This window comes from Streptococcus mitis subsp. hohhotensis, assembly GCF_020089495.2.
Classification (GTDB): domain Bacteria; phylum Bacillota; class Bacilli; order Lactobacillales; family Streptococcaceae; genus Streptococcus; species Streptococcus hohhotensis.
In genome coordinates, this window is sequence record NZ_JAIRCA020000005.1 from 1 (window position 1) to 24,935 (window position 24,935).

Genomic DNA, 24,935 nt, shown 5'->3' on the forward strand with positions numbered 1-24,935 from the left:
CGAATTATGACCTTAATAAATACAAAATAACCGAGGAATTCGCTCAAATTAACGAGAGATTCCTCGGTTTTCATTTCATTAAAAGTAAGAGACCTGTTTTTTCAGTGGACTCCCGGGTCTTAATTCGCTTTCTTGTTTTCAAGCTCATGAAAAAGAGGTCCACTGGACCCCAACTCGCTCTCTCATTTCAAGGCTCGTGAAAAAAAGACCCGTCGGGGTCTTTTCTTTAATCTTCGTTTACGAAAGGCATCAAAGCCATTACGCGAGCGCGTTTGATAGCTGTTGTTACTTTACGTTGGTTTTTAGCTGAAGTTCCTGTTACACGACGAGGAAGGATTTTCCCACGTTCTGAAACGAAACGGCTAAGAAGCTCAGTATCTTTGTAATCAACATATTCAATTTTGTTTGCTGCGATGTAATCAACTTTTTTACGGCGTTTGAATCCGCCACGACGTTGTTGAGCCATGTTTTTTCTCCTTTATAATTTTACTTGTCCATTAGAATGGTAAATCATCATCTGAAATATCCAAAGGATTTGTTGCTCCAAATGGATTTTCATCACGTGAAAAGTCTGGTACTGAATTTGTAGGTGCTGAATAGTTTGCAGTTGGTGCAGAATAAGCTCCACCTGTGTGACCCTCACGCACACTACGGCTTTCCAACATTTGGAAATTCTCAGCCACGACCTCTGTCACGTAGACACGTTGTCCTTGCTGGTTATCGTAACTACGAGTCTGGATACGACCTGTCACCCCGATAAGTGAGCCTTTTTTAGCCCAGTTAGCAAGGTTTTCAGCCTGTTGGCGCCACATAACGACATTGATAAAATCAGCCTCACGTTCGCCATTTTGACTCTTAAATGTACGGTTTACTGCAAGAGTAAAAGTCGCAACTGCTACATTTGATGGGGTATAACGCAACTCAGCGTCACGTGTCATACGCCCTACAAGTACAACATTGTTAATCATAGTTTACCTTCTTACGCGTCAGTTTTGACGATCATGTGACGAAGAATGTCAGCGTTGATTTTTGAAAGACGGTCAAACTCTTTAAGAGCTGCATCGTCGTTTGCTTCAACGTTAACGATGTGGTAAAGTCCTTCACGGAAATCTTTGATTTCGTATGCAAGACGGCGTTTTTCCCAAGTTTTTGATTCAACAACAGTTGCACCGTTGTCAGTCAAAATAGAGTCAAAACGTGCTACCAAAGCGTTTTTAGCTTCTTCTTCAATGTTTGGACGAATGATATAAAGAATTTCGTATTTAGCCATTGATATGTTCCTCCTTTTGGTCTAATGACCCCAAGACTTTGCAAGGGGTAAGTGAGGTTCGCTCACAATAAACTATTATACTAGAAAAAAATTTTTTACGCAAGTAAAAACTCTGGAATTCGAAAAAACGCCACATGGGCGTTTCCTATTTTTACGGTTTAATACGGTGCAACATACGTGGGAATGGGATAGCTTCACGGATGTGTTTTGTTCCTGCTGCAAAGGTTACCATACGTTCGATACCGATACCAAATCCTCCGTGTGGAACTGTACCGTATTTACGAAGGTCAAGGTAGAATTCATATTCTGTACGATCCATGCCAAGTTCATCCATTTTTGCGACAAGGGCATCGTAGTCTTCCTCACGCATAGATCCACCGATAATTTCTCCATAGCCTTCTGGAGCAAGCAAGTCTGCACAAAGCACACGCTCTGGATTTCCAGGAACTGGTTTCATGTAGAAAGCCTTGATGGCTGCTGGGTAGTTCATGACAAATGTTGGCACACCAAAGTGGTTTGAGATCCAAGTTTCATGTGGTGAACCAAAGTCATCACCATGCTCAAGATGCTCGTAGTCAGCATCTTCATCATTTTCATGCTCTTGTAAAAGGTCAATGGCTTGATCATAAGTGATACGTTTGAAGGGCTCTGCAATGTAGCGTTTCAAGAGCTCTGTATCACGTTCCAAGGTTTCCAAGGCTTGAGGCGCGCGATCAAGAACACCTTGAAGAAGAGCTTTCACATAAGCTTCTTGCAAGTCAAGCGACTCATCATGTGTCAAGTATGAGTACTCAGCATCCATCATCCAGAACTCAGTCAAGTGACGGCGTGTTTTTGATTTTTCAGCACGGAATACTGGACCAAAGTCAAAGACACGACCAAGAGCCATCGCACCCGCTTCCAAGTAAAGCTGACCTGACTGGCTCAAGTAGGCTGGAGTTCCGAAGTAGTCAGTTTCAAAGAGTTCTGTTGAATCTTCAGCCGCATTTCCTGAAAGAATTGGGCTATCAAACTTCATGAAGCCGTTCTTGTCGAAGAACTCATAAGTTGCGTAGATGATAGCGTTACGAATTTGCATCACCGCTACTTGCTTACGAGAACGGAGCCACAAGTGACGGTTGTCCATCAAGAAGTCTGTTCCGTGTTCTTTTGGTGTAATTGGGTAGTCTTGAGATTCACCGATCACTTCGATGTCTGTAATGTCCAACTCATAGCCAAACTTAGAACGTTCGTCTTCTTTGACAATACCTGTCACATAAACAGACGTTTCTTGGCTCAAACGTTTGATAACATCAAACTTCTCAAATCCTACTTCTTCACCAAATTTTTCTACAAAGTTTGGTTTAAAGGCCACACCTTGGAAGAAGGCAGTTCCATCGCGTAATTGCAAGAAGGCGATTTTCCCTTTTCCTGATTTGTTGGCAACCCAAGCGCCAATCGTCACTTCCTGACCAACATAGTCTTTTACATCAATAATCGTTACACGTTTTGTCATTGTTTTTCCTTTTCTTTTTTATTCTTTATGGCAAACCACTTCTATATTGTTCCCATCTGGGTCAATCATAAAAGCAGCGTAGTAAATCGGTTGCTCACTGCGATAACCAGGAGTTCCATTGTCTCGCCCACCTGCCTCTAAGCCAGCCTCATAACAAGCCTGAACCTCTTCCTTATTTTCTGCTAAAAAAGCAAAGTGAATAGGATCTTGTGTCCCCTGAGCCAGCCAAAAATCACCATCAGGATGAGGGCTGTTTGGGGCAAGAAAACTGATTAGAGAAGTAGTCTTAAAAGCCAATTTATAGCCCAAAGGAGCGAGAAAACTTCTATAAAATCCTTCTGAAATTTGTAAATCCTTTACCTTAATTTCAAAATGATCAATCATTCTCACTACCCATAAATGCTTTCAAGCGTTTAACTGCTTCTTTAAGCGTATCTAGGTCTGTCGCATAGCTAAGGCGCACATTTTCTGGCGCTCCAAAGCCTGCTCCTGTTACCAAGGCCACTTCAGCTTCTTCTAGGATAGCGATTGTAAATTCTGTCACATCCGTATAGCCTTTCATCTCCATTGCCTTTTTGACATTTGGGAAGAGGTAGAAGGCTCCTTGTGGTTTGACAACTTCAAAACCAGGGACTTCACACAAGAGTGGATAGATGGTATTGAGACGTTCTTCAAATGCTTGACGCATAACTTCCACAGAATCTTGCGGTCCAGTTAGGGCTTCGATGGTTGCATATTGTGAAACAGCAGTTAGGTTAGAAGTTGTTTGACCTGTCAATTTGCTCATAGCAGCAATGATTTCTGGATCACCCACTGCATAACCTACCCGCCAACCTGTCATGGCATAAGCTTTTGATACACCGTTAATGACAATGGTTTGCTTACGAATTGCTTCTGATAGACTTGAGATTGGAACAAATTCATTTCCATTATAAACAAGGCGACCGTATATATCATCAGCTAAAATCAGAATGTCATGCTCAACTGCCCAATTTCCGATAGCTAGTAATTCTTCACGAGTATAAATCATACCAGTCGGATTAGATGGTGAATTGAGAACCAAAACCTTTGTCTTATCTGTCCTAACTAGTTCTAGTTGATCCACCGTAACTTTAAAATCATTGTCTTCTTTAGCTTGAACAAAAACTGGAATCCCTTCTGCCATCTTGACCTGATCTCCATAACTAACCCAGTATGGAGTTGGAATAATAACCTCATCTAAAGGATTAATTACAGCCATAAAGAAAGTATAGAGGGAGAACTTGGCACCTGTAGCAAAGGTAACCTCGTTACTTGCGACAGAATAGCCATAGTAGCGCTCGAAGTAGGTGTTCACCGCAGCTTTTAATTCTGGTAGACCTGAAGCTACTGTATAGAAGGAAGCCTGTCCTTCCCGAATAGCTTTAACTGCTGCATCCTGAATATTTTCAGGGGTGTGAAAATCTGGTTGTCCCAAGGTCAAGAAAAGGACATCCTTACCTTGAGCTTTTAATTTTTTTGCTCTCGCATCACTAGCTAAAGTAACACTTTCTTCCATTTCTAAAACACGGTTGGATAGTTTCATAGGCCCTCCTTATTGACCAATGCTCCTGTTTCAAAATCTACTAGATAAAAATCAGAGCCTGACTTGACTTCCCAGATTGGCTTGTCTTGATAACGGCCAAAGGTAATCTTGTCAATTTCGCCAGCTCCTTTTTCCTTAGAAAGAGCTTCAGCTTTTTCTTGTGAAATACCCTGATTTAGCTGATAAACGTAAATCTTATGGTCATCTTTACCAATCAGGACAGCAAGCGCTTCTTGCTGTTTATTATGACCAAGAACGCTGTAATAGGATTCCAAGCCATTGTATAAATCAACCTGATCAGCCTGCTCTAATCCTGCATACTGCTGAGCTAATTTTTCTCCTTCACTTTTAGCTGTTTGGTAGGGTTTCATCCCGAGAGAAACCAGATATAGAAAGGAAGCACTGATAACCACAAACAAAATCGTCATCCCTAGACCATACTGCCACAGTAGATTATTTTTTGCTTTATTTTGTCTTTTTTTCACTCGTCTATTTTACCATCTATTGGGCTTTATTACAAGTGAATGCAAGAACAAACCTATATTATTTCTTCCTTAAAACAAAACAGATTTTTCTTGTTTAAAACCGAGCAAGAAAAGTAAAGATACAGCTCCAAAATCAACCTATTAAAAAACCTGAGCTTAGTACTCAAGTTTTCGTAAGTTCTTTTAATCTATGGAATTATTTTATCATCTATTCTTTTAGCCATTTTTCCTAAAAATACAGGCAATAGAAGGCTAATCATGACTAAAAAGAATCCTAGATAAAGAAATGTTACTACAAAGCCTAAATTGTCAATCAACCACCCTGTCAGTGGGAAGAACACAATCATACTCAAGCTAAACATCATAGAGTAGACACTCAGCATGGTTGCCCTTACTTCACTTGGGAGCCGCTCTTGCAAATCATTGTCAAAAATCGGCTGAAAAAGAGCATATAGAGCATTACTAATCAAATAGACCAAAATATAGATTAGAGGTGTTCCAAAGTAGGACAACATATAGGTGACGCCAGTCAGCAGCACGAGGATAGGGAAAAGCTTCAAGGCAGCATATTTCTTTCCAATCTTACTCGCTAGATAGACTGCGACGATATTCAAGAGACTACCAAGTAGCATAACTGCTGAAATTTGCCAACCACTTAAATCTGGTAACTGATTTTGATAGTAAAAATAAAACATGCACATGAGTGTTCCGACAATCTGAGACAAAATCATCCAGTTGAAAAGCATGGGATTTCGCTTCAACTCATCCTTAACAGTCCAAATAATCTGTTTCATGGTCACACTATCAGCTTTTTCTAGCTTGACACTGGGCTCTTTCAACATCCAAATCAGGAAAAGAACTATGATAGAAGTGGCAATCATGATATAGTAGGTCAGGTGCAATTGACCATGGACAAAAAATCCCGCCAACACTGTCCCCAAAGACCGAGTTCCTTCTGCTACTCCTGACATAAAACTTGAAATAGATAAGTAACGCTCCTTTAGTCCAGCCTCTACAGCCGAGTCATAGACCATTGCTGCGCTTGTTCCTGAATCAAAATTATAAGACAAGGCACTCACCGCCATAGCTAGGGCATAAATCCCAAAATTTCCCTGCCCAGCCAACATAAGAATAGAAGACACAATTCCTGCTATTCGACTTAAATAAAGGTTGGTCTTATAGGAATAGCGATCAGCTAACATACCAGATGGAATTTCACAGAGAAGACTGGTCATATGAAAAATACTTTCCAGAAGTCCAATCTGCCAAAGAGACATTCCGTTTTGACTGAGAAAGAGAATCCAAAAGCTGGTAATCCCTAAAAATGCAAAAAACTCAACTCCGGCCATCAGGCCAATATTTTTCCGATAATTTCTTATTAACATCTTTTCTCCTTTAACAAGTGTATTATTATTTCTTTTGTCCGTCACTTGTTAATCTTTGCCTTACATAATCTCCACCCCTTTTAGAAGCATTCTTCAATGCCATTATTGTTCCTTTAATGATTTATGAAATGATATCGGAAAATAGCCGTTCTACGGTTTCTATTGCGAGTTTTCTTGTTTATTTTAGCACTTATGTCATCATATTACAAGAGAATATAGGAATACTCATAGAAAATCAAATGCATTCCAGTCGCAAGTGACTAGAGTTTCAGCAATTTTATAATTTTCAAATAAAGTCTGAGCAAATTTCTTGCAAGTCCTTTTGTTTTGTTGTAATATATTTTATAACAACGAGAGACTTCTCGGAAATTTAAGAAAAAGGAGACACATCATGTCTAAAAAAGTATTATTTATCGTCGGATCACTACGTCAAGGTTCTTTCAACCACCAAATGGCTCTCGAAGCTGAGAAAGCACTTGCTGGTAAAGCGGAAATTAGCTACCTTGATTATTCAGCCCTTCCTCTCTTCAGCCAAGATTTGGAAGTTCCAACACATCCAGCTGTAGCTACTGCTCGTGAAGCAGTTCTCGCTGCGGATGCTATCTGGATCTTCTCTCCAGTCTACAACTTCTCTATCCCTGGAACAGTGAAAAACTTGCTTGACTGGCTATCTCGTGCCCTTGACTTGTCTGATACACGTGGTGCTTCTGCCCTTCAAGAAAAGTTTGTCACAGTATCATCTGTAGCCAATGCAGGTCACGATCAACTTTTCGCTATTTACAAGGATCTCTTGCCATTTATCCGTACACAAGTCGTTGGTGATTTCACCGCTGCACGTGTTAACGACTCTGCCTGGGCAGATGGAAAATTGGTTCTCGAAGAAACAGTCCTAAATTCACTTGAAAAACAAGCTCAAGACTTGGTCAATGCTATCAAGTAACTAAAGTAACTAACATAATAAAAGCGAACACGACTACTTTTCTGACACTCAGAAGACTAGCTTGTTCGCTTTTTTCTCATTTATAAACTAATACTCAATGAAAATCAAAGAGCAAACTAGGAAGCTAGCCGTAGGCTGTACTTGAGTACGACAAGGCGAAGCTGACGTGGTTTGAATTTGATTTTCGAAGAGTATAAAATAGCTGATGATACATATTGTCCAATACAAAATATCTGATTTCTATACTTCCTTAACAAAAACCAATTCCTGCGGCTGGGACAGGTCTTCTAGGTAGTTAAATCCTGCAAAGCTTAAGTGATGAGCTTCCTCTACCGTCTGTACTTGATTTTCTATCAGGGCTGTCAGGAAGGCACCACGGGCTTTCTTAGAAATAGTTGAATGTATCTTCAGCTGCCCACCTCTATCCTCCATGAATTTGAAGGTCACCATTTTTTCTCGGATTTCCTTAGAAAATACGGTCTCAAACTCGGATGACAATAGAGAGAAAATCACTTCTTCCTTCTTCAGAGCTTCATCATAAGCTGCCTTCCAATGACTCTTCAAAGTCTTACCAGAGACTTTTAATTTCATCAAAAAGTCCAAACGGTGAGGAGCCATAGGTGACAAGGCTGGAATGACACCGTACAAAGCCGAAGTGATGAGTACATGATTTTCAAGATAGGCTTGTTCTGCCTCGGTCAATTTATCTCGCTTGATATGGCGATACATGAGCCCATCAAAAAGTGTCAGAGCTGGATAGTGTTGAGCAGTTTGGTTTTTTAAAGCTTGGATATTTTGAAATTCTTCCGCAGCCTTCTCAGCTGAAACTTTGTAAAAACTCTCCAATTGACTAGCAGAATAGAGAGCCAAGGTATCAAGTACGGCCTGACTTTCTGGTCTTAAAGGAGTTGCCTCGATACTCGGCAAGTCTGTGTTCATTTCTTTTGCTGTTGGGATTAAAATTTTCATATTAATAGTGTAGCATATTTTTTAGCCACTACCAAGAAATTCATCTGAAAAACCTCGGTTTGACCGAGGTTTCTCTGTTTATTTGGGCCATCCTAACCAGATAGCCACGAGAACAAGGGCTGTGCCAGCTAAGCTTGTTAAGATAGATAAGAATTTATCTTTTTTCTCCTTGAACTGAGAAAAACCTATCTTCAAAGCGAGCAGTCCGAGTAGCATTGAAGCAAGCATCAAATAAAAACCCATTTCTTTGTCCTCCTTTAGGCTTAATTTACCTTATTATAACATATACTTCTTAAATAAACCTTTTTTATACTCAATGAAAATCAAAGAGCAAACTAGGAAACTAGCCGCAGGCTGTACTTGAGTACGGCAAGGCGACGTTGACGTGGTTTGAATTTGATTTTCGAAGAGTATTACTGCACTTTAAAGGTCTTGAGATAATTATCTTTTCCTACTTGACCTTCGAACGTTTTACCATTTTCAAGGTAAGGAAGGTCATCTGATACTGAGGCCTTGACCTTGTATATCTTGCCATCAACTTTAAAGAAGTAGACAGTATCACCTTTGATAACAGCTGATTTGAGGTCTGCTACCACACCCTTGATGCTTTCTGTTGTTGCATTATCAATTTCAAGGTCGTTTTTATTGGCGTACTTGCTGAGTAGCTCTTCCACTGTCGTAGCTACGATAACGTTTTGGTACTCGACTGCGTCCACCAAAGCATACTCTTTGACCAAGCCAGCATTGTCCTTCAAGCCCATGATGTAGAGAGGCTTGTCATTGAGATTGATGAGGATTGGGAAGGTTGCCTTGTAGGATTTCTCCTGAACAGCACCTTCGGCTGATTCACGTGCTGATTCTTCGGTCGCAGAAGCCAAGTTGTACTTAGTGATTTCTCCTGTTCGCATATTTTCAAGAATGAAACCAAGATTACTTTCATCTGCATTGGCCGATGTCACACCTGTGTAGAGGTAGATGTCATTGCCGATAGACAAATAATTATATCCCTTGGTAGTCTGGGTCACGTTTTTCTTGGAAATCATGGCATTCCAGAAACCGTCCTTGTACTTGCCGTTGTAGTTGATTTGCTCAATGGTTTCCTCAGCTGGATAGACCCTATCTACCCATTCTGGAACATCTGACAAGCTGTATTCCTTGGTTTCTCCATTTGTGGCATCCAAGATAATGACTGAAACAGGACGAGGAACTGCAAGTCCAAATTGCTTTTGGTAAACCGTCGCCACATAGAAAGGATTGCCCTTATCATCCACCTCAAAAGATGGAGTCTTGAAGATTTTAGTTGGGTACTTCAAGCGCAGGTGACGCTTGACATCGCGGTTAAAATACTCCGAGTCCGAATACTTGATTGGTGTCTTCAAGTCCACCAAGTCTGCATTCCCGGTTACCATATCCACCTTAATATATTCGCCGATTCCCTTGGCCTGATTATTAAACCACTTGATAGGGTCTGCATATTCTAGTGGTGTAACCCGATAAGGCTTCCCATCAATCGTCAGTTGGGTATAGGTATCTGCCGCTACGTATTGCGACACCTTATCTGTTAGGGAACCCAAGTAGCGGTCCCCAATTTTTTCAGCAGTACTTCTATCTAAAATAGGAACCTTACTGGTATCAGTCTTAGGAAATTCAGTAAAGTCTTTTTCCGTCACCGTGACTACATTGGCATAATTTTTAGCCTGAAAAATGCTGGAAGTCACCAAGGAAACCAAGGCTGCTAAGAGAAGAATTCCTCCAATAGAAGCTAAAAGGATTTTCCCTAACTGATTGATTTTGAAACCCTCAAGATTTAAGGCAGCTTCCGCCTTGCCGTGGCGCACATGAACCGTTTTGACAAGGTTTATCCCATTGCCAAAGCCAAATAAGATTGCTACAAGCAGCAAATGCCCACAGAGGAAAAAGAGAAATTCCCAGCTAGTCAGGTTAAGAGGCGGTAAAAAGATATACCAGGTCGTTGCGATAAAAATAAGTTCAAAGACTATTCGTTTCATTTGCTTTCCTCCTAAATGATTCGTCCTTCCAAGTGATCCAGTTCATGCTGGCAAATCTGAGCTGGGAATCCTGTCAAGGTAATGGTCTGTTCCTGCCACTTGCTGTCACGATAAGCAACCCTTATGGTTTCAAAACGCTTAGTTGGTCTCACACCTGTCAAGGACAAACAGCCTTCCTCTGTCTCATAAGGTCCTTCAAAGGACAGGAGCACTGGGTTAAACATGACCACAGGAACCAAGCCCAGATTAAAAATAATCACGCGCTTCTGCACCCCAATCATATTGGCAGCTAGACCGACACAAGTCTCACGATTTGCTAAGAGTGTATCCTGCAAATCTCTGGCAAGATACAGATCATCCTGACTTGCCAGCTGAGATACCTGAGATAAAAACAAAATATCCTTCACAATTTTCTTTTCCACTTCCTCACACTCCTCTTGTTTTTTACTATATTATAGCAATTATAGCACAAAAGTCGATAACTGCAAGCCCTTTCCCTCAACTGTAGCAAAAAGCCATCCGAAGATGACTTTTTTTTAAATCGCATTCTTGTCAAAACCGAGTTTACGTTGAACAAACTTAACAATTTCGACGATGATAATCATTGAGAAGCTTCCGCCCATAACGATTCCCCATTGTGACAAGTCTAGTTTGGTTACGTGGAAGATTCCTTCAAGTGGTTCTACCACGATTGTTGCCATGAGAAGGATGAAGGATACCAAGATAGACCAGTTGAAGGTCTTAGACTTGAATGGACCAACTGTCAAGATGGATTGGTAAACAGATTTCACATTGTAGGCATGGAAGAGCTGAATCAAGCCAAGGGTTGCAAAGGCCATAGTAAGGGCATCAGCATGAATGGCATGATTGTCACCCACGTGAACTGGGTAAAGAAGGGCAAGACCATAAACACTCATAACAATAGCTGCTTGGAGTACACCTTGATAGATGATAGAACTGAAAACACCACCTGAGAAGAAGCTTGCCTTACGTCCACGTGGTTTATGGTTCATGACACCAGGCTCAGCAGGTTCAACACCTAGAGCGATAGCTGGGAAAGTATCGGTTACCAAGTTGATCCACAAAAGATGAACTGGCTGTAAGACATCCCAACCAAACAAGGTTGATAGGAAGATGGTTAATACTTCAGCAGTATTGGCAGAAAGCAGGTACTGAATAGTCTTTTGAATGTTTGAGAAGACCTTACGTCCTTCTTCAACTGCAACGATAATAGTCGCAAAGTTATCATCTGCAAGTATCATGTCAGAAGCCCCCTTAGAAACCTCTGTACCAGTGATTCCCATACCAATACCGATATCGGCTGTTTTCAAAGCTGGGGCATCATTGACACCGTCACCTGTCATGGCAACGACTTTACCTTGTTTTTGCCAAGCTTTAACGATACGAACCTTGTGTTCTGGAGACACACGCGCGTAAACAGAGTATTGACCAACTACTTTTTCAAATTCTTCATCTGACAGTTCATTGAGTTCAGCACCAGTTAAAACATGGCCCTCTGTATCATTTGCATCTATGATTCCCAAACGTTTAGCAATAGCTTCTGCAGTGTCTTGGTGGTCACCTGTAATCATGATTGGACGAATACCTGCTTCCTTAGCTACACGAACAGCTTCTGCGGCTTCAGGACGTTCAGGGTCAATCATTCCGATCAAACCAGTAAAGATTAAATCATTTTCAAGCTCTTCAGAAGTAAGATTTTCTGGAATACTGTCAATAATCTTATAAGCACCTGCAAGGACACGCAAGGCTTGGTGGGCCATTTCAGAGTTGTTTGTATGAATGAGGTTTGTAACCTTCTCATCAATCGGAGCAATATCCCCAGCTTTGTCACGAAGAACACAACGTTTCAAGAGTTGGTCTGGCGCACCCTTGACTGCTACAAGGAATTTACCGTCTGGCAATGGGTGAACCGTTGACATAAGCTTACGGTCAGAATCAAATGGCAACTCAGCCACACGAGGATATTTCTCTAAGAAACCTTTGACATCGTAACCCTTGTCCAAGGCATATTGGATAAAGGCTGTTTCAGTTGGGTCACCAATCAAGTTACCTTCCACATCGATTTTCGTATCATTTGCCAAGACGACTGAACGAAGAAGAGGCATTTCAAGACCCAGTTCAATGTCATCAGCTGAGTCATGTAGGACTGCATCGTAGAAGACTTTTTCAACTGTCATCTTGTTCATAGTCAGCGTACCAGTCTTATCAGAAGCGATGATTTCAGTTGAACCAAGTGTTTCAACTGCTGGCAACTTACGAACAATAGAGTTACGTTTTGCCAAAACTTGAGTACCAAGGGCAAGAACGATAGTTACGATAGCTGGGAGACCTTCTGGAATGGCTGCAACGGCAAGGGCAACAGAGGTCATCAACTCACCGAGTGGATTTTTCCCTTGAATGAAAACACCAACTACAAAAGTAACAAGGGCAATGACCAAAATTGCATAAGTCAAGACCTTAGAAAGGTTGTTCAAGTTTTGTTTAAGTGGTGTGTCTGTCTCATCTGCATCTTGGAGCATGCCAGCGATATGACCAACTTCCGTGTACATACCTGTATTGACAACAACTCCAAGACCACGACCATAAGTCACATTTGAGTTTTGGAAAGCCATATTGACACGATCACCAATACCAGCATCTGCAGCAAGTTCAACTGTCAAGTCTTTTTCGACTGGCACAGACTCACCTGTAAGAGCTGCTTCTTCGATTTTAAGAGAGTTGGCTTCTAGCAAACGTAGGTCTGCTGGTACTACATCACCTGCTTCGAGGGCAACGATATCACCTGGTACCAATTCTTTAGAATCAATCTCAGCCATATGACCATCACGAAGAACGCGGGCAGCTGGACTAGACATGGATTTGAGGGCTTCGATAGCTTCTTCTGCTTTTCCTTCTTGGTAAACACCAAAGGCAGCGTTGATGATAACCACGGCTAGGATGATAATGGCATCTGCGATATCTTCCCCACCAGAAGTCACAACTGACAAAATAGCTGCCGCAACTAGGATGATAATCATCAAATCCTTAAATTGCTCGATAAATTTGACCAGGATTGATCGTTTCTCGCCTTCTTCGAGTTCATTGTGGCCAAATTCAGCAAGACGCTTTTCCGCCTCACTTGATGACAAACCTTGCTCGGTCGCATCCACAGCCTTCAAGACCTCTTCAGGACTCTGAGTGTAAAACGCTTGGCGTTTTTGTTCTTTTGACATGTGTCTCCTCCTTGACATTGTGTGCAAAACAGACTCTCTTTCTGTCATATCTTTTCACGACAAACAAAAAGAGACCTGTTAATCATAACAAGTCTCGCTGTTTAAGATAGTGCCGGAAAGCATACTTTTCAGTATAAAATTCGGAATGACGACACTATCACAGGTTTCTGCCAGCTACTCCCTTGAGTAGTTCTATTATACCAAATTTTGAAAAGTTTTCAAAGAGTAAAAACTGACTTATTTGAATTTTCCCTTGAAAACCAGTATAATGGTAGAATGCTATATGACTAGAAAGGAAGTTGAATGAAGCAATCTATCTCAAATCTCAAGTTAGCTGAGCGTGGGGCCATTATCAGTATTTCGACCTACCTGCTCTTGTCTGCAGCAAAATTAGCAACCGGGCATCTTCTTCATTCATCCAGTTTGGTGGCCGATGGTTTTAACAACGTATCGGACATCATTGGAAATGTTGCTCTTCTGATTGGGATTCGAATGGCGCGCCAGCCTGCTGACCGAGACCACCGTTTTGGCCACTGGAAGATTGAGGATTTGGCTAGCTTAATCACTTCCATTATCATGTTCTATGTTGGTTTCGATGTACTTCGGGATACCATTCAGAAGATTCTCAGTCGTGAAGAAACAGTCATTGACCCTCTGGGTGCAACTCTAGGAATTATGTCTGCAGCGATTATGTTTCTAGTCTATCTCTACAATACTGGCCTCAGTAAGAAATCCAACTCTAAGGCACTGAAGGCTGCCGCCAAAGACAATCTTTCTGACGCTGTTACCTCACTTGGTACTACCATTGCCATCCTGGCTAGCAGTTTCAATTATCCCATTGTGGATAAACTGGTTGCCATCATCATCACTTTCTTTATCTTGAAAACTGCCTATGATATCTTCATCGAGTCTTCCTTTAGCCTTTCGGATGGCTTTGACGACCGTCTGCTTGAGGACTATCAAAAGGCTATCATGGAAATTCCCAAGATCAGCAAGGTTAAGTCGCAAAGAGGTCGCACCTACGGTAGCAACATCTACCTTGATATTACACTAGAAATGAATCCTGACTTGTCTGTTTTTGAAAGCCATGAAATTGCGGATCAGGTCGAGTCTATGCTGGAGGAACGTTTTGGAGTCTTTGATACCGATGTCCATATCGAGCCAGCACCTATCCCTGAAGATGAAGTTTTAGACAATGTCTATAAAAAATTGCTTATGCGTGAACAATTGATTGACCAAGGAAATCAACTGGAAGAACTCTTGGCTGATGATTTTGTCTATATTCGTCAGGATGGAGAGCAGATGGATAAAGAGGCCTATAAAGCCGAAAAAGACTTGAATTCAGCTATCAAGGACATCCAAATCACTTCCATCAGTCAGAAAACAAAACTCATCAGCTATGAATTGGACGGAATTGTCCATACCAGTATCTGGCGTCGCCACGAAACTTGGCAAAATATCTTTCATCAAGAAACCAAAAAAGAATAGAGAAATCCTGTCATGAGACGGGATTTTTCTATTCTTCTAGTTATCAAAGTCACTTAGGTATTCATAGCGTTCGTATTTTTCAAGGAGTGCTTCGTTTTTCTCATCCAGTTCTTTTTGAAGAGTAGCTAGTTTGCCAAAATCAGAGCCGTTGGCCTGCATCTCCTCTTCAATAGCAGCGATACGATTTTCCAAGTTTTCAATATCGCCTTCAATGCTTGCCCACTCCTGCTTTTCTTGGTAGGTCATGCGTTTCTTGTCTTCTCGAACCTTGACCACTTTTTCCTTTTCGGCCTTTTGCACTTGATTGGCCATATCTGTTTCAAAGGCTTTTTCATCTAGATAGTCGGTGTAATGACCAAAGAAAGGACGAATCTTGCCATCCTCAAAAGCGAGAATCTTGGTCGCTACCTTATCCAAGAAATAGCGGTCATGGCTAACTGTCAAGACAGGCCCTGCAAAGCTCTGCAAGAAATTCTCCAAAACTGTCAAGGTTGCAATATCCAAATCATTGGTCGGCTCATCCAAGAGAAGAACATTTGGTTTTTCCAAGAGAAGTTTGAGGAGATAAAGACGTTTTTTCTCTCCCCCAGACAATTTCTCAATCAAGGTTCCATGCGTCGAGCGTGGGAAAAGGAACTGCTCTAGCAATTCTGCAATGGAAGTCGTAGAACCACCGCTGGTCTTGACCTCTTCTGCCACTTCTTGCAGGTAATTGATAACACGCTTGCTTTCATCCAAACCCTCAATTTGCTGAGAGAAATAGGCGATGCGAACTGTTTCCCCAATCACAACTTGACCTGCTGTCGGCTCAAGACTTCCTGCAATCAGGTTGAGCAGGGTTGATTTCCCCACACCGTTGTCCCCAACGATTCCAATACGGTCTTTGGCCTGCACCAAGAGATTAAAATCTTGCAAAATGGGCTTGTTTTCATAAGCAAAGGAAACATCCTGAAACTCGATGACTTTCTTCCCAATCCGACTGGTTTCGAAGTTCATGGTCAAGTCTGTCTCAGCAACGCCACCTGAAACTTCCTTTTTCAAGTCATGGAAACGATTGATACGAGCCTGTTGCTTGGTCGCACGCGCCTGCGGTTGTCTACGCATCCAGGCCAATTCTTGCTTATAAAGTTGTTCCTTTTTGTGGAGAAGAGCTGCGTCACGCTCATCTTGTTCCGCCTTAAGGCGAACATAGTCCTGATAATTTCCTTGATACTCAGTCAATCCTGCTCGGTCCAACTCGAAAATCCGTGTTGACAAAGCGTCTAAGAAATAGCGATCGTGGGTGATAAAGAGAACTGTCTTCTTGGAATTTTTCAAGAAAAGAGTCAGCCACTCGATGGTCGCAATGTCCAAATGGTTGGTCGGCTCATCCAAAAGCAAGAGGTCGTTGTTGCCAAGTAAGACTTGCGCCAACTGGACCCGTCTTCTCAGACCACCTGACAATTCCCCAACAGGAGTAGATAAGTCCTGAATTCCCAGCTTGCTAAGAACCGTCTTGACCTGACTCTCAATTTCCCAAGCTTGGAGAGAGTCCATTTCTGCCATGACCCGTTCCAAACGCGCCTGCTTGTCCTCACTATAGTTGAGCATGATCAACTCATACTCACGAATCAGCTGGATTTCCTTGAGGTCGCTAGATAAAACCGTATCCAAGACCGTCTTGCTATCATCAAAATCAGGATCCTGAGTCAAGTAACCAATCTGGTAATCATTCTTAGCTGAAAAGGGACTGACATCCCCATCAAAGCCAGAAACACCAGAAAGGACATCCAAAAGGGTGGTCTTGCCAGTCCCATTGACACCAATCAAACCAATTCTGTCTAGGTCATGGATAATAAAGGAAATATCCTTAAAAACGGTCTTGTCACCGACGGATTTACTTAGTTTTTCAACGATAAAATCACTCATTTTTTCTCCCTCAGATAAGCATGGATGGCTTGACGATCATTTTCCAATTCTCCATCGACAATGGCATATTCAATCTCTGTTAAAATCTCTCCCAAATCTGGACCTGGTTGATAGCCATATTCCTTAATCAAAATGCCACCATTAATCTGAATTTCTTTCTTATCATGAATGGTCAGACTCTGGTAGGTTTCTGTGATGGCTTGTGGATTAACTTCTTTTCCTTGAGCCTGACGAAGATTTTCAGCTTGTAAAAGCAAATCCAATTCAAAGCGGTAACAATCGCGCTTGCTCAATTCTCCCTTTTCACGCAGAGCCAAAATAATCAACAAATCCTGCACCTGCTTGGCAAACTGGCGTGATGTCTTCCAAGCTTTCAAAAATGGCTGCGCATTTTCAATCTCCAAAGCCCACAGTAGAGCCGCCCAGGCTTGCTCTGAAGATTCAAAGGTGAAATCAGTCTCCAAATCAAACAGTCTATTGAGCTTGTCCTGGCTAGCTGCCATATCGGGGAGATAGTCATAAGCTTGACTCTCAATCATGGAAGCCAAGCCCCTTCTCCAAAATGGAGCCAGCAAGAGTTTATCAAACTCAACGAAGGTACGCTCCACAGAAATTTTCTCCAAAAGTGGCGTCAAGGTTTTCATTGCTTTAAACGTTTCTGTCTCAAGTTCAAAGCCAAGACTGGCCTGAAAACGGAAACCACGCATAATCCGCAAAGCATCTTCGTTAAAACGCTCACTTGCCACTCCAACTGCTCGTAAGACTTGCTTTTCCAAATCTTCTAGCCCATGGAACAAGTCAATGATTTCCCCTGTCTCGTCCAAGGCAAAGGCATTAACTGTAAAATCACGACGCTTGAGGTCTTCTTCTAGCGAACGAACAAAGGAGACCGCACTGGGTCTGCGATAGTCCACATAGACATCTTCTGTCCGAAAGGTGGTTACCTCATACTCCTCATCCCCATCTAAGACCAAGACGGTTCCATGCTCGATTCCGATATCGGCTGTTCGCGGAAAAATCTGCTTGGTCTCTTCTGGATAAGAAGACGTCGCAATATCCACATCATGGATAGGACGATTGAGGAGGGCGTCTCGAACAGAACCCCCAACAAAATAGGCTTCAAATCCTGCTTCTTTAATTTTTTCTAATACTGGTAAAGCCTTCTGAAATTCAGAAGGCATTTGCGTTAATCTCATAATAAGTGTTCTAATCCATAGACAAGCTCATGACGCTTGACAACTTCTTTGATTCCCAAATTCACCCCTGTCATGAAGGAGCTGCGATCATAGGAGTCATGACGGAGGGTCAATCCTTCTCCTTGATTGCCAAAGATGACTTCCTGATGAGCTACCAAACCTGGCAAACGAACTGAATGAATACGCATGCCATCAAAGTCAGCACCACGGGCACCTGCAATCAATTCTTCCTCATCAGGCGCACCTTGCTGAGTAGACTCTCGAACTTCTGCCATTAACTCAGCTGTTTTAATAGCTGTTCCACTCGGAGCATCCTTTTTCTTGTCATGATGGAGCTCAATAATCTCCACATTTGGGAAATATTTGGCAGCCTGCGTCGCAAATTGCATGAGCAAGACAGCACCCAAGGCAAAGTTAGGAGCGATCAAGCCACCCAAATCTTGGGCACGGGAAAATGCTTTTAACTCTGCAATTTCTTCACTAGTAAAGCCGGTTGTCCCAACTACTGGAGCAAATCCATTTTCAAGAGCAAAGCGTGTATTTTCGTAGGCAACAGTTGGAGTAGTAAAATCTACCCAGACATCCGCTTCAAAGCCTGCTAAATCAACCTTATCCTTGAAAACAGGAATACCCTGCCATTCTGATTCAGACTCAAAGGGATCCAAAACTGCTACCAAGTCCAAGTCTGGATCAGCCAAGACCATCTGACAAGCAGCTTGGCCCATCTTTCCCTTAAAACCAGCAATAATTACTCGAATACTCATCTCTACTCCTGTCTAAGATACAAAGGACGTTGGCTGCCCATGAAAAATAGGGAATGGCGCTGACTTTCCACGAAAGGCCAGACAGGCATCTTTTTTCATGAGGCAGGTAGTCCGTGTTCAATTGCTAAGATACAAAGCCTGTAGGAACACAAAGTGAAAATAGGAGTTTTGATCAAGAAGTGTCTACTCCTTGGAAAATCTATCTTTTTCACAGAGGGTTCCAGGCGTGTTCAATTATCAAGATACAAAGGACATTAGCTACCCATGAAAAATAGGGAATTGCGCTGACTTTCCACGAAAGGCCAGACAGGCATCTTTTTTCATGAGGCAGATAGTCCGTGTTCAATTGCTAAGATACAAGGCATCTTAACTAGCCTAGAAGCGCCAACTAAATCACTGGAATATAACCCAGAGCAATGCTTCCTGATCCTAGGTGTGTCCCAATGACACTACCAAATGTAGCTAGTGAAATATCCGTACCCACTCCAGATTCAAGCAAGTGTTGACGCAACTCTTCAGCCTTTTCAGGAGCATTTCCGTGAATGACAATGACCCGATATTGGCCTGAAGCCGTTGTTTCCTTGATAATTTCAATTAAGCGTTTGGTTGCTTTCTTTTCAGTACGAACTTTTTCGTAAACTTCAATCACACCTTGGTCATTGAAATAGAGGATTGGCTTAATGCTAAGCAGATTACCCAAAATCGCAGCCCCATTTGAAAGACGTCCACCTTTCACCAAATGATCCAAATCATCTACCATGATAAAGGCTGACGTACGGCTGATTTGAATGGCTAGCTTATCCTGAATGCTGGCAAAATCATCGCCCTGGTCACGCCAATTAAAGACGCTTTCAACCATGATACCTAGAGGAGCACTTGTAATCAAAGTGTCTGGAAAAGCAATGGTTAAGCCCTCGTATTCATCTATCATATACTGGATATTTTGGTAAAAACCTGAAATTCCAGAAGATAGGAAAAGCCCCAAAGCATGGGTATAACCTTGTTCTTTGAGCGAAGTTAAGATTTCATCTAACTTGGCAATACTTGGTTGACTAGTCTTAGGCAATTCAGAAGCCTGAGCCATTTTTTGGTAAAATTCCTCAGCAGTCAGATTGATGCCTTCGACATACTCCTCACCATCAATATTGACAGGAATATCCAAGACAAATAAATCTTCTCTTTGCAAGGTCTCTGCACTGAGATAGGCAGAAGAATCTGTGATAACAGCTAGTTTCATATTAGAACTCCAAATTGATTCCTGGTAAGTCTAATGCAATTTCAGTTACTTCGTAAGTCAAACGGTTGAGCATGTTCAAACTTGGGCGAGCCAAAGTTTCCACTTCTTCTTGGCTCAATTCACTTGGTTCATTGACAATACGGCCATCGATGTGATTTACCTGTGAAATGGTTCCACTGATGACAAACTTATCAAATACAATCATAAAGGTCAAGATGACAATCAAGGAAGTCACTTGATTTTCTTGATCATGTTGGAGCAATTGGAAGTTCACATCCACCTTAGTTTCAGGAGCTCCATTTTCATTTTCCCATTCAAAATTACGCGCATCAAAATGATACTGACTAACAAATTCTTGTTCACGTTTAAGATTCATGTCTTTCTCCCTCGGCTACAATATTATAAGCTATTGTACCATAATTTTTTATTTTCATCTAGTTTTCTAGGATTTAGTCAATCCCGATTTCAGCTCGAACTACATCTGCGATGGTATCAACATAGTAGTCCACTTCTTCTGTTGTAGGCGCTTCTGCCATAACACGCAAAAGGGGCTCTGTTCCACTTGGGCGAACAAGGATACGGCCATTCCCTGCCATTTCTTCTTCCATCTTCTCGATGATTGCCTTGATAGCTGGCACTTCCATAGCCTTTTCCTTCATGGCATTTTCCACTCGAATGTTGACTAATTTTTGTGGATAGATGGTTACTTCTGCAGCCAACTCTGACAAGCTCTTACCAGTTTCCTTCATGATTTTTGTCAATTGGACAGCTGATAATTGACCATCACCTGTTGTATTGTAATCCATCAAGATGACGTGACCAGACTGTTCACCACCGAGGTTGTAGCCTGATTTTCTCATTTCTTCAACAACGTAACGATCACCGACTGCAGTAACTGCCTTGTTAATACCTTCACGATCCAAGGCCTTGTGGAAACCAAGGTTAGACATAACAGTTGTCACGATTGTATTTTGAGCCAATTGTCCTTTTTCAGAAAGGTATTTCCCGATGATGTACATGATCTTGTCACCATCAACGATCTCACCATTTTCATCAACAGCAATCAAACGGTCACTGTCTCCGTCAAAGGCCAAACCAATAGCTGAGCCACTTTCTTTGACCACTTCTTGCAGGGCTTCTGGGTGGGTTGAACCAACATTAAGGTTGATGTTAAGACCATCTGGTGTTTCCCCGATAACTGTTAATTGAGCACCAAGGTCTGCAAAGATTTGACGGGCACTGGTAGAAGCTGCTCCATTAGCTGTATCCAAGGCAACCTTCATTCCATCAAGAGGAGTTCCAGTTGAAACAAGGTATCCTTCATACTTACGCAAGCCTTCTGGATAATCTACCAAGGTTCCCAATCCTTCTGCACTTGGACGAGGAAGAGTGTCTTCCTCAGCATCTAGCAAGGCTTCAATTTCTGCTTCTTTTTCGTCATCTAGTTTGAAGCCATCACCACCAAAGAACTTAATCCCATTATCAAGGGCTGGGTTGTGGCTAGCAGAAATCATGACACCTGCACTAGCTCCCTCAGTTTTAACCAAGTAAGCTACTGCTGGTGTTGCCAGAACGCCTAGTTTATATACGTGAATCCCTACAGAGAGGAGACCTGCTACCAAGGCCGATTCCAGCATTTCCCCTGAAATACGTGTGTCACGTCCTACAAAGACTTTCGGTGCTTCCGTTTCATGTTGGCTGAGAACATAGCCTCCAAAACGTCCTAGTTTAAAGGCCAATTCTGGCGTTAATTCTACGTTAGCTTCTCCACGGACTCCATCAGTCCCAAAATATTTACCCATTTTTATAAAATCCTTTTCCTATTTTTAATTCGTTTTTGAACTAGTTGCTTTTGTTGACGAAGATGTCTCTGACGAACTGCTTGTGCTTGAACTTGGTGCTACTGGTTTTGTAGTGACCTTCATTGTTGTATCAAACGGAGTGATAACTACTGGTAAGACTACCCCGTTGCGGTCGATTGCCTGCAAAGGTACTGAGCCACTGTAATTACCTGTTATGCGTTCGCTGGTTGGTAAAAGCGCAATAACTTTGTCAATCTTAGCTAATGTTTCCTGGTCAGTCGTGACCGAAACGCGTTCATTTGACACGGTTACACTATCAAGTTGTAGCTTGGGATCAATCTGGCTTTGGTCAACTTGTGGCACAACAATCATCCCATCTCGCTTAACCTTCTTCCCAACTTTCACTGTAATCTTTTGAGGCGTTGCCACAGCAGTCAATCCACTAGGAAGATTTTCAATGTTCAAAGGAACTTCAATCGTTCCAACACTAGCATCTGTCAAATCCGCTGTGACCTTAAACTTACGAGTGCTTTCCTGCATTTCACTGGCCAAGGTCACACGATTGGCACCTGTCAGTACAACTGAAACCTCTGATGCAAATCCGCTAATGAAATACTGGTCATCATCATAGTGAATATCGATAGGAACGTTCGTTATCGTATTGGTGTAGGTTTCTGATTTGACCTGTCTTGCGGTATTGTTATTTTGAAAATTAGTCGATGTTGCATAGATGAATAAGACACAAGCAAAAAAGAGAGATGAAATGATATATAGACTATTTTTTCTCATATTTCCAACCTCCTAGCAAACGGTCCTTAAAACTGACTTTTTCCTCAACAGCTGGCAAAAGAATTGCTCGTAGCTCTGCTTCAAATTCTTCAATCGTCAAATCATGCTTGAAAACACCGTTATAGGTAATAGAAATGCCACCTGTTTCCTCTGAGACAATGAAGGTCAAGGCATCGGATACTTCTGATAAACCGATAGCCGCCCGGTGTCTGGTCCCAAATTCCTTGGAAATCCCTGTACTTTCTGTCAAGGGCAGATAGGCAGAGGTGACTGCAATCCGATTTTCTCTAACAATCACAGCACCATCATGTAGAGGAGTGTTGGGAATAAAAATATTGATGAGGAGTTCTGCCGAAATTTTGGCATCCAAGGGAATCCCTGTCGCAATGTATTCTTGCAAGGTCCGAACTCGTTGAATGGCAACCAAAGCACCGATCTTACGGGGACTCATGTATTCAACTGACTTAACAAAGGCACGAATCATTTTCTCTTCTGCACTAATTTGAGTAGTAGAAAAGAAATCTGTCGCCCTTCCCAAGCGTTCCAAACCAGTCCGAATCTCTGGAGAGAAGATAACAACCGCAGCAATAACTCCATAGGTGATAATCTGATTAATCAACCAAGAAATCGTTGTTAAACCAAGGATATTGGCCACGACCTGGGCTAATACAAAAATCAAGACCCCTCGCACCAAAATCATAATCTTGGTGCCAGCTATCGCTTTTGTAAAACGATACAAAACATAGGTCACAATCAAAATATCAAACAGATTGATGGCAATACTCCAAGGACTAGAAAACAAGCTAGTCCAATATTGCAGGTTGGATAATTGTTGAAAGTTCATCTGCTGTCTCCTCTCTGTCCAAACACGTTCCTCTCTATTATACCATTTTTCTGGCATTTTTTTCCCTATCCTACTTCATTTTAAATTAAGGAAAAATATGATAAAATAAACTGACTAGAAAAAACAAAGGAGAAACCATGTCCCAACTCTATGATATCACTATTGTAGGTGGTGGTCCTGTCGGTCTTTTTGCGGCCTTCTATGCCCACCTACGCCAAGCTAACGTTCAAATCATCGACTCCCTTCCCCAACTAGGTGGACAGCCTGCTATTCTCTACCCTGAAAAGGAAATCCTAGACGTACCAGGTTTCCCAAACCTAACTGGAGAAGAGTTGACCAACCGCTTGATTGAACAGTTAAACGGCTTTGATACCCCTATTCATCTCAATGAAACGGTTCTTGAGATTGAAAAACAAGAAGAAGGCTTTGCCATTACCACTTCTAAAGGAAGTCACCTGTCTAAAACTGTTATCATCGCTATGGGTGGCGGTGCCTTTAAACCACGTCCGCTGGAACTAGAAGGCGTTGAGGGCTATGAAAATATCCACTACCACGTTTCCAACATCCAGCAATATGCTGGGAAGAAAGTGACAATTCTTGGTGGAGGAGACTCAGCTGTAGATTGGGCTTTGGCTTTTGAAAAAATCGCACCAACTACCCTTGTCCACCGCAGAGATAATTTCCGCGCCTTGGAGCACAGTGTCCAAGCCTTGCAGGAATCATCTGTAACCATCAAGACACCATTCGTCCCTAGCAAACTCCTTGGAGATAGAAAAACGCTCGATAAACTTGAAATCACAAAAGTTAAATCTGATGAAACAGAAACGATTGACCTAGACCACCTCTTTGTCAACTATGGTTTCAAATCTTCTGTCGGTAACCTCAAAAACTGGGGTCTGGACCTCAATCGTCACAAGATTATTGTCAACAGCAAGCAAGAATCTAGCCAATCAGGTATCTATGCTATCGGAGACTGCTGCTACTATGACGGAAAAATTGACCTGATTGCGACAGGCCTCGGAGAAGCTCCAACCGCTGTCAACAATGCCATCAACTACATTGACCCTGAGCAAAAAGTGCAGCCAAAACACTCAACCAGTTTATAAAAAAGAACCACGAGTCACATAGGATTCGTGGTTTTAAAATGAACTACACCTCAAAAGTTAGACAGAAATACATCTAACTTCTGATATGCAGCCCACCTTCTCTTTGCTCTTGTTTGAATAAGAAATTTTTTGAAGAATCATTAGATTATACAAAGTATTCATATCAGCCTTTTAAAGCTATATAAAAACTCTCCAACTATTCTATTATACCATATAAAAAAATAAATAAATAGACTTGTTTTTTTCTTTTTTTTGACGTATACTAATAATAGAAAGCGCTTTAAATAAAATAAAAGGAGGTTTTATGAGGAAAGTAAATAAGGACATTTTATTCTTAACTGGAATCATAGTTTTATGTTTTGGTTTTTTATTATTTCACATCAACCCCTATTATGCCGAACCCTATGCGACACTGAAAGAAAGAATAAATTTATTCTTTTGGCAACTATAT

Annotated in this window: 24 protein-coding genes; 3 read left to right on the forward strand and 21 right to left on the reverse strand. The window is 41.8% G+C overall.

Annotated elements, in window-relative coordinates:
* Positions 1-226: 226 nt before the first annotated feature.
* From rpsR to K4Z77_RS03060, 8 genes are all read right to left on the reverse strand, one after another.
* Positions 227-466, reverse strand: coding sequence for a 30S ribosomal protein S18 (gene rpsR, locus K4Z77_RS03025; RefSeq protein ID WP_000068664.1), 240 nt, complete (start codon positions 464-466; stop codon positions 227-229).
* Positions 467-497: 31 nt separating this feature from the next.
* A complete protein-coding gene (ssbA, locus tag K4Z77_RS03030; RefSeq protein ID WP_000609606.1) occupies positions 498-968 on the reverse strand; it encodes a single-stranded DNA-binding protein SsbA in 471 nt (156 codons plus the stop codon).
* Positions 969-979: 11 nt separating this feature from the next.
* Positions 980-1,270 (reverse strand): 30S ribosomal protein S6, encoded by a 291-nt coding sequence (gene rpsF / locus K4Z77_RS03035; protein ID WP_001151784.1) that lies wholly within the window; start codon positions 1,268-1,270, stop codon positions 980-982.
* Positions 1,271-1,421: 151 nt separating this feature from the next.
* Entirely contained in the window at positions 1,422-2,765 is a 1,344-nt protein-coding gene (gene asnS, locus K4Z77_RS03040) for an asparagine--tRNA ligase (RefSeq protein WP_000167141.1), read from the reverse strand.
* 18 nt (positions 2,766-2,783) lie between these two features.
* Positions 2,784-3,149: a VOC family protein gene (locus tag K4Z77_RS03045; protein WP_224218401.1), complete on the reverse strand. Its 366-nt coding sequence runs from the start codon at positions 3,147-3,149 to the stop codon at positions 2,784-2,786.
* The gene (locus tag K4Z77_RS03050; protein WP_224218402.1) at positions 3,142-4,329 is read right to left on the reverse strand and encodes a pyridoxal phosphate-dependent aminotransferase; all 1,188 of its coding nucleotides are present in this window, start codon (positions 4,327-4,329) and stop codon (positions 3,142-3,144) included. Before K4Z77_RS03050 ends, K4Z77_RS03045 begins: the two co-directional genes overlap by 8 nt.
* Positions 4,326-4,814, reverse strand: coding sequence for a cell wall elongation regulator TseB-like domain-containing protein (locus K4Z77_RS03055; protein WP_224218403.1), 489 nt, complete (start codon positions 4,812-4,814; stop codon positions 4,326-4,328). Before K4Z77_RS03055 ends, K4Z77_RS03050 begins: the two co-directional genes overlap by 4 nt.
* Positions 4,815-5,002: 188 nt before the next feature.
* Entirely contained in the window at positions 5,003-6,199 is a 1,197-nt protein-coding gene (locus K4Z77_RS03060) for an MFS transporter (RefSeq protein WP_224218404.1), read from the reverse strand.
* Positions 6,200-6,590: 391 nt separating this feature from the next.
* Here K4Z77_RS03060 and K4Z77_RS03065 point away from each other — a divergent pair, with 391 nt between their 5' ends.
* A complete protein-coding gene (locus tag K4Z77_RS03065) occupies positions 6,591-7,139 on the forward strand; it encodes an NADPH-dependent FMN reductase (protein ID WP_153192162.1) in 549 nt (182 codons plus the stop codon).
* Between the two features lie 240 nt (positions 7,140-7,379).
* Here the strand turns inward: K4Z77_RS03065 and yaaA are convergent, their stop codons facing one another.
* The 5 genes from yaaA to K4Z77_RS03090 form a co-directional block, all read right to left on the reverse strand.
* Positions 7,380-8,108, reverse strand: a complete 729-nt coding sequence (yaaA, locus tag K4Z77_RS03070) for a peroxide stress protein YaaA (protein ID WP_224218405.1) — start codon at positions 8,106-8,108, stop codon at positions 7,380-7,382.
* 78 nt (positions 8,109-8,186) lie between these two features.
* Positions 8,187-8,351: a YczI family protein gene (locus tag K4Z77_RS03075; RefSeq protein WP_224218406.1), complete on the reverse strand. Its 165-nt coding sequence runs from the start codon at positions 8,349-8,351 to the stop codon at positions 8,187-8,189.
* A gap of 170 nt (positions 8,352-8,521) precedes the next feature.
* On the reverse strand, positions 8,522-10,117 hold the full coding sequence (locus K4Z77_RS03080) for a hypothetical protein (RefSeq protein WP_224218407.1): 1,596 nt from the start codon (positions 10,115-10,117) through the stop codon (positions 8,522-8,524).
* 11 nt (positions 10,118-10,128) lie between these two features.
* Positions 10,129-10,539, reverse strand: a complete 411-nt coding sequence (locus tag K4Z77_RS03085; protein WP_224218408.1) for a peptide deformylase — start codon at positions 10,537-10,539, stop codon at positions 10,129-10,131.
* 114 nt (positions 10,540-10,653) lie between these two features.
* On the reverse strand, positions 10,654-13,350 hold the full coding sequence (locus K4Z77_RS03090) for a cation-translocating P-type ATPase (protein WP_224218409.1): 2,697 nt from the start codon (positions 13,348-13,350) through the stop codon (positions 10,654-10,656).
* Between the two features lie 303 nt (positions 13,351-13,653).
* On the opposite strand from K4Z77_RS03090, the gene mntE reads away from it, so the two are divergent.
* A complete protein-coding gene (mntE, locus tag K4Z77_RS03095) occupies positions 13,654-14,838 on the forward strand; it encodes a CDF family manganese efflux transporter MntE (protein ID WP_224218410.1) in 1,185 nt (394 codons plus the stop codon).
* Between the two features lie 36 nt (positions 14,839-14,874).
* Here mntE and K4Z77_RS03100 read toward each other — a convergent pair whose 3' ends face one another.
* From K4Z77_RS03100 to cdaA, 8 genes are all read right to left on the reverse strand, one after another.
* The gene (locus K4Z77_RS03100) at positions 14,875-16,746 is read right to left on the reverse strand and encodes an ABC-F family ATP-binding cassette domain-containing protein (RefSeq protein ID WP_224218411.1); all 1,872 of its coding nucleotides are present in this window, start codon (positions 16,744-16,746) and stop codon (positions 14,875-14,877) included.
* Positions 16,743-17,942 (reverse strand): CCA tRNA nucleotidyltransferase, encoded by a 1,200-nt coding sequence (locus K4Z77_RS03105; protein WP_281460373.1) that lies wholly within the window; start codon positions 17,940-17,942, stop codon positions 16,743-16,745. Before K4Z77_RS03105 ends, K4Z77_RS03100 begins: the two co-directional genes overlap by 4 nt.
* A complete protein-coding gene (dapB, locus tag K4Z77_RS03110; protein ID WP_224218413.1) occupies positions 17,939-18,706 on the reverse strand; it encodes a 4-hydroxy-tetrahydrodipicolinate reductase in 768 nt (255 codons plus the stop codon). Before dapB ends, K4Z77_RS03105 begins: the two co-directional genes overlap by 4 nt.
* Before the next feature lie 388 nt (positions 18,707-19,094).
* A complete protein-coding gene (locus K4Z77_RS03115; protein WP_033680549.1) occupies positions 19,095-19,943 on the reverse strand; it encodes a DegV family protein in 849 nt (282 codons plus the stop codon).
* A gap of 1 nt (position 19,944) precedes the next feature.
* A complete protein-coding gene (locus K4Z77_RS03120; RefSeq protein WP_001050088.1) occupies positions 19,945-20,319 on the reverse strand; it encodes a DUF1149 family protein in 375 nt (124 codons plus the stop codon).
* Between the two features lie 73 nt (positions 20,320-20,392).
* Positions 20,393-21,745, reverse strand: coding sequence for a phosphoglucosamine mutase (gene glmM, locus K4Z77_RS03125; protein ID WP_033677880.1), 1,353 nt, complete (start codon positions 21,743-21,745; stop codon positions 20,393-20,395).
* Between the two features lie 24 nt (positions 21,746-21,769).
* Positions 21,770-22,534 carry a CdaR family protein gene (locus K4Z77_RS03130; protein ID WP_023943694.1) on the reverse strand — a complete coding sequence of 255 codons (765 nt, stop codon included), beginning with the start codon at positions 22,532-22,534 and terminating at the stop codon, positions 21,770-21,772.
* Complete coding sequence (cdaA, locus tag K4Z77_RS03135) at positions 22,521-23,378, reverse strand: diadenylate cyclase CdaA (protein WP_224218414.1); 858 nt, start codon at positions 23,376-23,378, stop codon at positions 22,521-22,523. The genes K4Z77_RS03130 and cdaA overlap by 14 nt, the downstream gene beginning before the upstream one ends.
* Positions 23,379-23,515: 137 nt before the next feature.
* On the opposite strand from cdaA, the gene K4Z77_RS03140 reads away from it, so the two are divergent.
* Entirely contained in the window at positions 23,516-24,484 is a 969-nt protein-coding gene (locus K4Z77_RS03140; RefSeq protein ID WP_033677886.1) for an NAD(P)/FAD-dependent oxidoreductase, read from the forward strand.
* Positions 24,485-24,935 lie beyond the last annotated feature (451 nt).

Coding starts and splice junctions, on each gene's coding strand:
- ssbA (WP_000609606.1), bottom strand. CDS start 968: ATGATTAACAATGTTGTACTTGTAGGGCGTATGACACGTGACGCTGAG.
- rpsF (WP_001151784.1), bottom strand. CDS start 1,270: ATGGCTAAATACGAAATTCTTTATATCATTCGTCCAAACATTGAAGAA.
- K4Z77_RS03080 (WP_224218407.1), bottom strand. CDS start 10,117: ATGAAACGAATAGTCTTTGAACTTATTTTTATCGCAACGACCTGGTAT.
- K4Z77_RS03115 (WP_033680549.1), bottom strand. CDS start 19,943: ATGAAACTAGCTGTTATCACAGATTCTTCTGCCTATCTCAGTGCAGAG.
- cdaA (WP_224218414.1), bottom strand. CDS start 23,378: ATGAACTTTCAACAATTATCCAACCTGCAATATTGGACTAGCTTGTTT.
- glmM (WP_033677880.1), bottom strand. CDS start 21,745: ATGGGTAAATATTTTGGGACTGATGGAGTCCGTGGAGAAGCTAACGTA.
- K4Z77_RS03140 (WP_033677886.1), top strand. CDS start 23,516: ATGTCCCAACTCTATGATATCACTATTGTAGGTGGTGGTCCTGTCGGT.
- asnS (WP_000167141.1), bottom strand. CDS start 2,765: ATGACAAAACGTGTAACGATTATTGATGTAAAAGACTATGTTGGTCAG.
- dapB (WP_224218413.1), bottom strand. CDS start 18,706: ATGAGTATTCGAGTAATTATTGCTGGTTTTAAGGGAAAGATGGGCCAA.
- K4Z77_RS03075 (WP_224218406.1), bottom strand. CDS start 8,351: ATGGGTTTTTATTTGATGCTTGCTTCAATGCTACTCGGACTGCTCGCT.
- mntE (WP_224218410.1), top strand. CDS start 13,654: ATGAAGCAATCTATCTCAAATCTCAAGTTAGCTGAGCGTGGGGCCATT.
- rpsR (WP_000068664.1), bottom strand. CDS start 466: ATGGCTCAACAACGTCGTGGCGGATTCAAACGCCGTAAAAAAGTTGAT.
- K4Z77_RS03105 (WP_281460373.1), bottom strand. CDS start 17,942: ATGAGATTAACGCAAATGCCTTCTGAATTTCAGAAGGCTTTACCAGTA.
- K4Z77_RS03050 (WP_224218402.1), bottom strand. CDS start 4,329: ATGAAACTATCCAACCGTGTTTTAGAAATGGAAGAAAGTGTTACTTTA.
- K4Z77_RS03100 (WP_224218411.1), bottom strand. CDS start 16,746: ATGAGTGATTTTATCGTTGAAAAACTAAGTAAATCCGTCGGTGACAAG.
- K4Z77_RS03060 (WP_224218404.1), bottom strand. CDS start 6,199: ATGTTAATAAGAAATTATCGGAAAAATATTGGCCTGATGGCCGGAGTT.
- K4Z77_RS03090 (WP_224218409.1), bottom strand. CDS start 13,350: ATGTCAAAAGAACAAAAACGCCAAGCGTTTTACACTCAGAGTCCTGAA.
- K4Z77_RS03065 (WP_153192162.1), top strand. CDS start 6,591: ATGTCTAAAAAAGTATTATTTATCGTCGGATCACTACGTCAAGGTTCT.
- K4Z77_RS03045 (WP_224218401.1), bottom strand. CDS start 3,149: ATGATTGATCATTTTGAAATTAAGGTAAAGGATTTACAAATTTCAGAA.
- K4Z77_RS03130 (WP_023943694.1), bottom strand. CDS start 22,534: ATGAGAAAAAATAGTCTATATATCATTTCATCTCTCTTTTTTGCTTGT.
- yaaA (WP_224218405.1), bottom strand. CDS start 8,108: ATGAAAATTTTAATCCCAACAGCAAAAGAAATGAACACAGACTTGCCG.
- K4Z77_RS03120 (WP_001050088.1), bottom strand. CDS start 20,319: ATGAATCTTAAACGTGAACAAGAATTTGTTAGTCAGTATCATTTTGAT.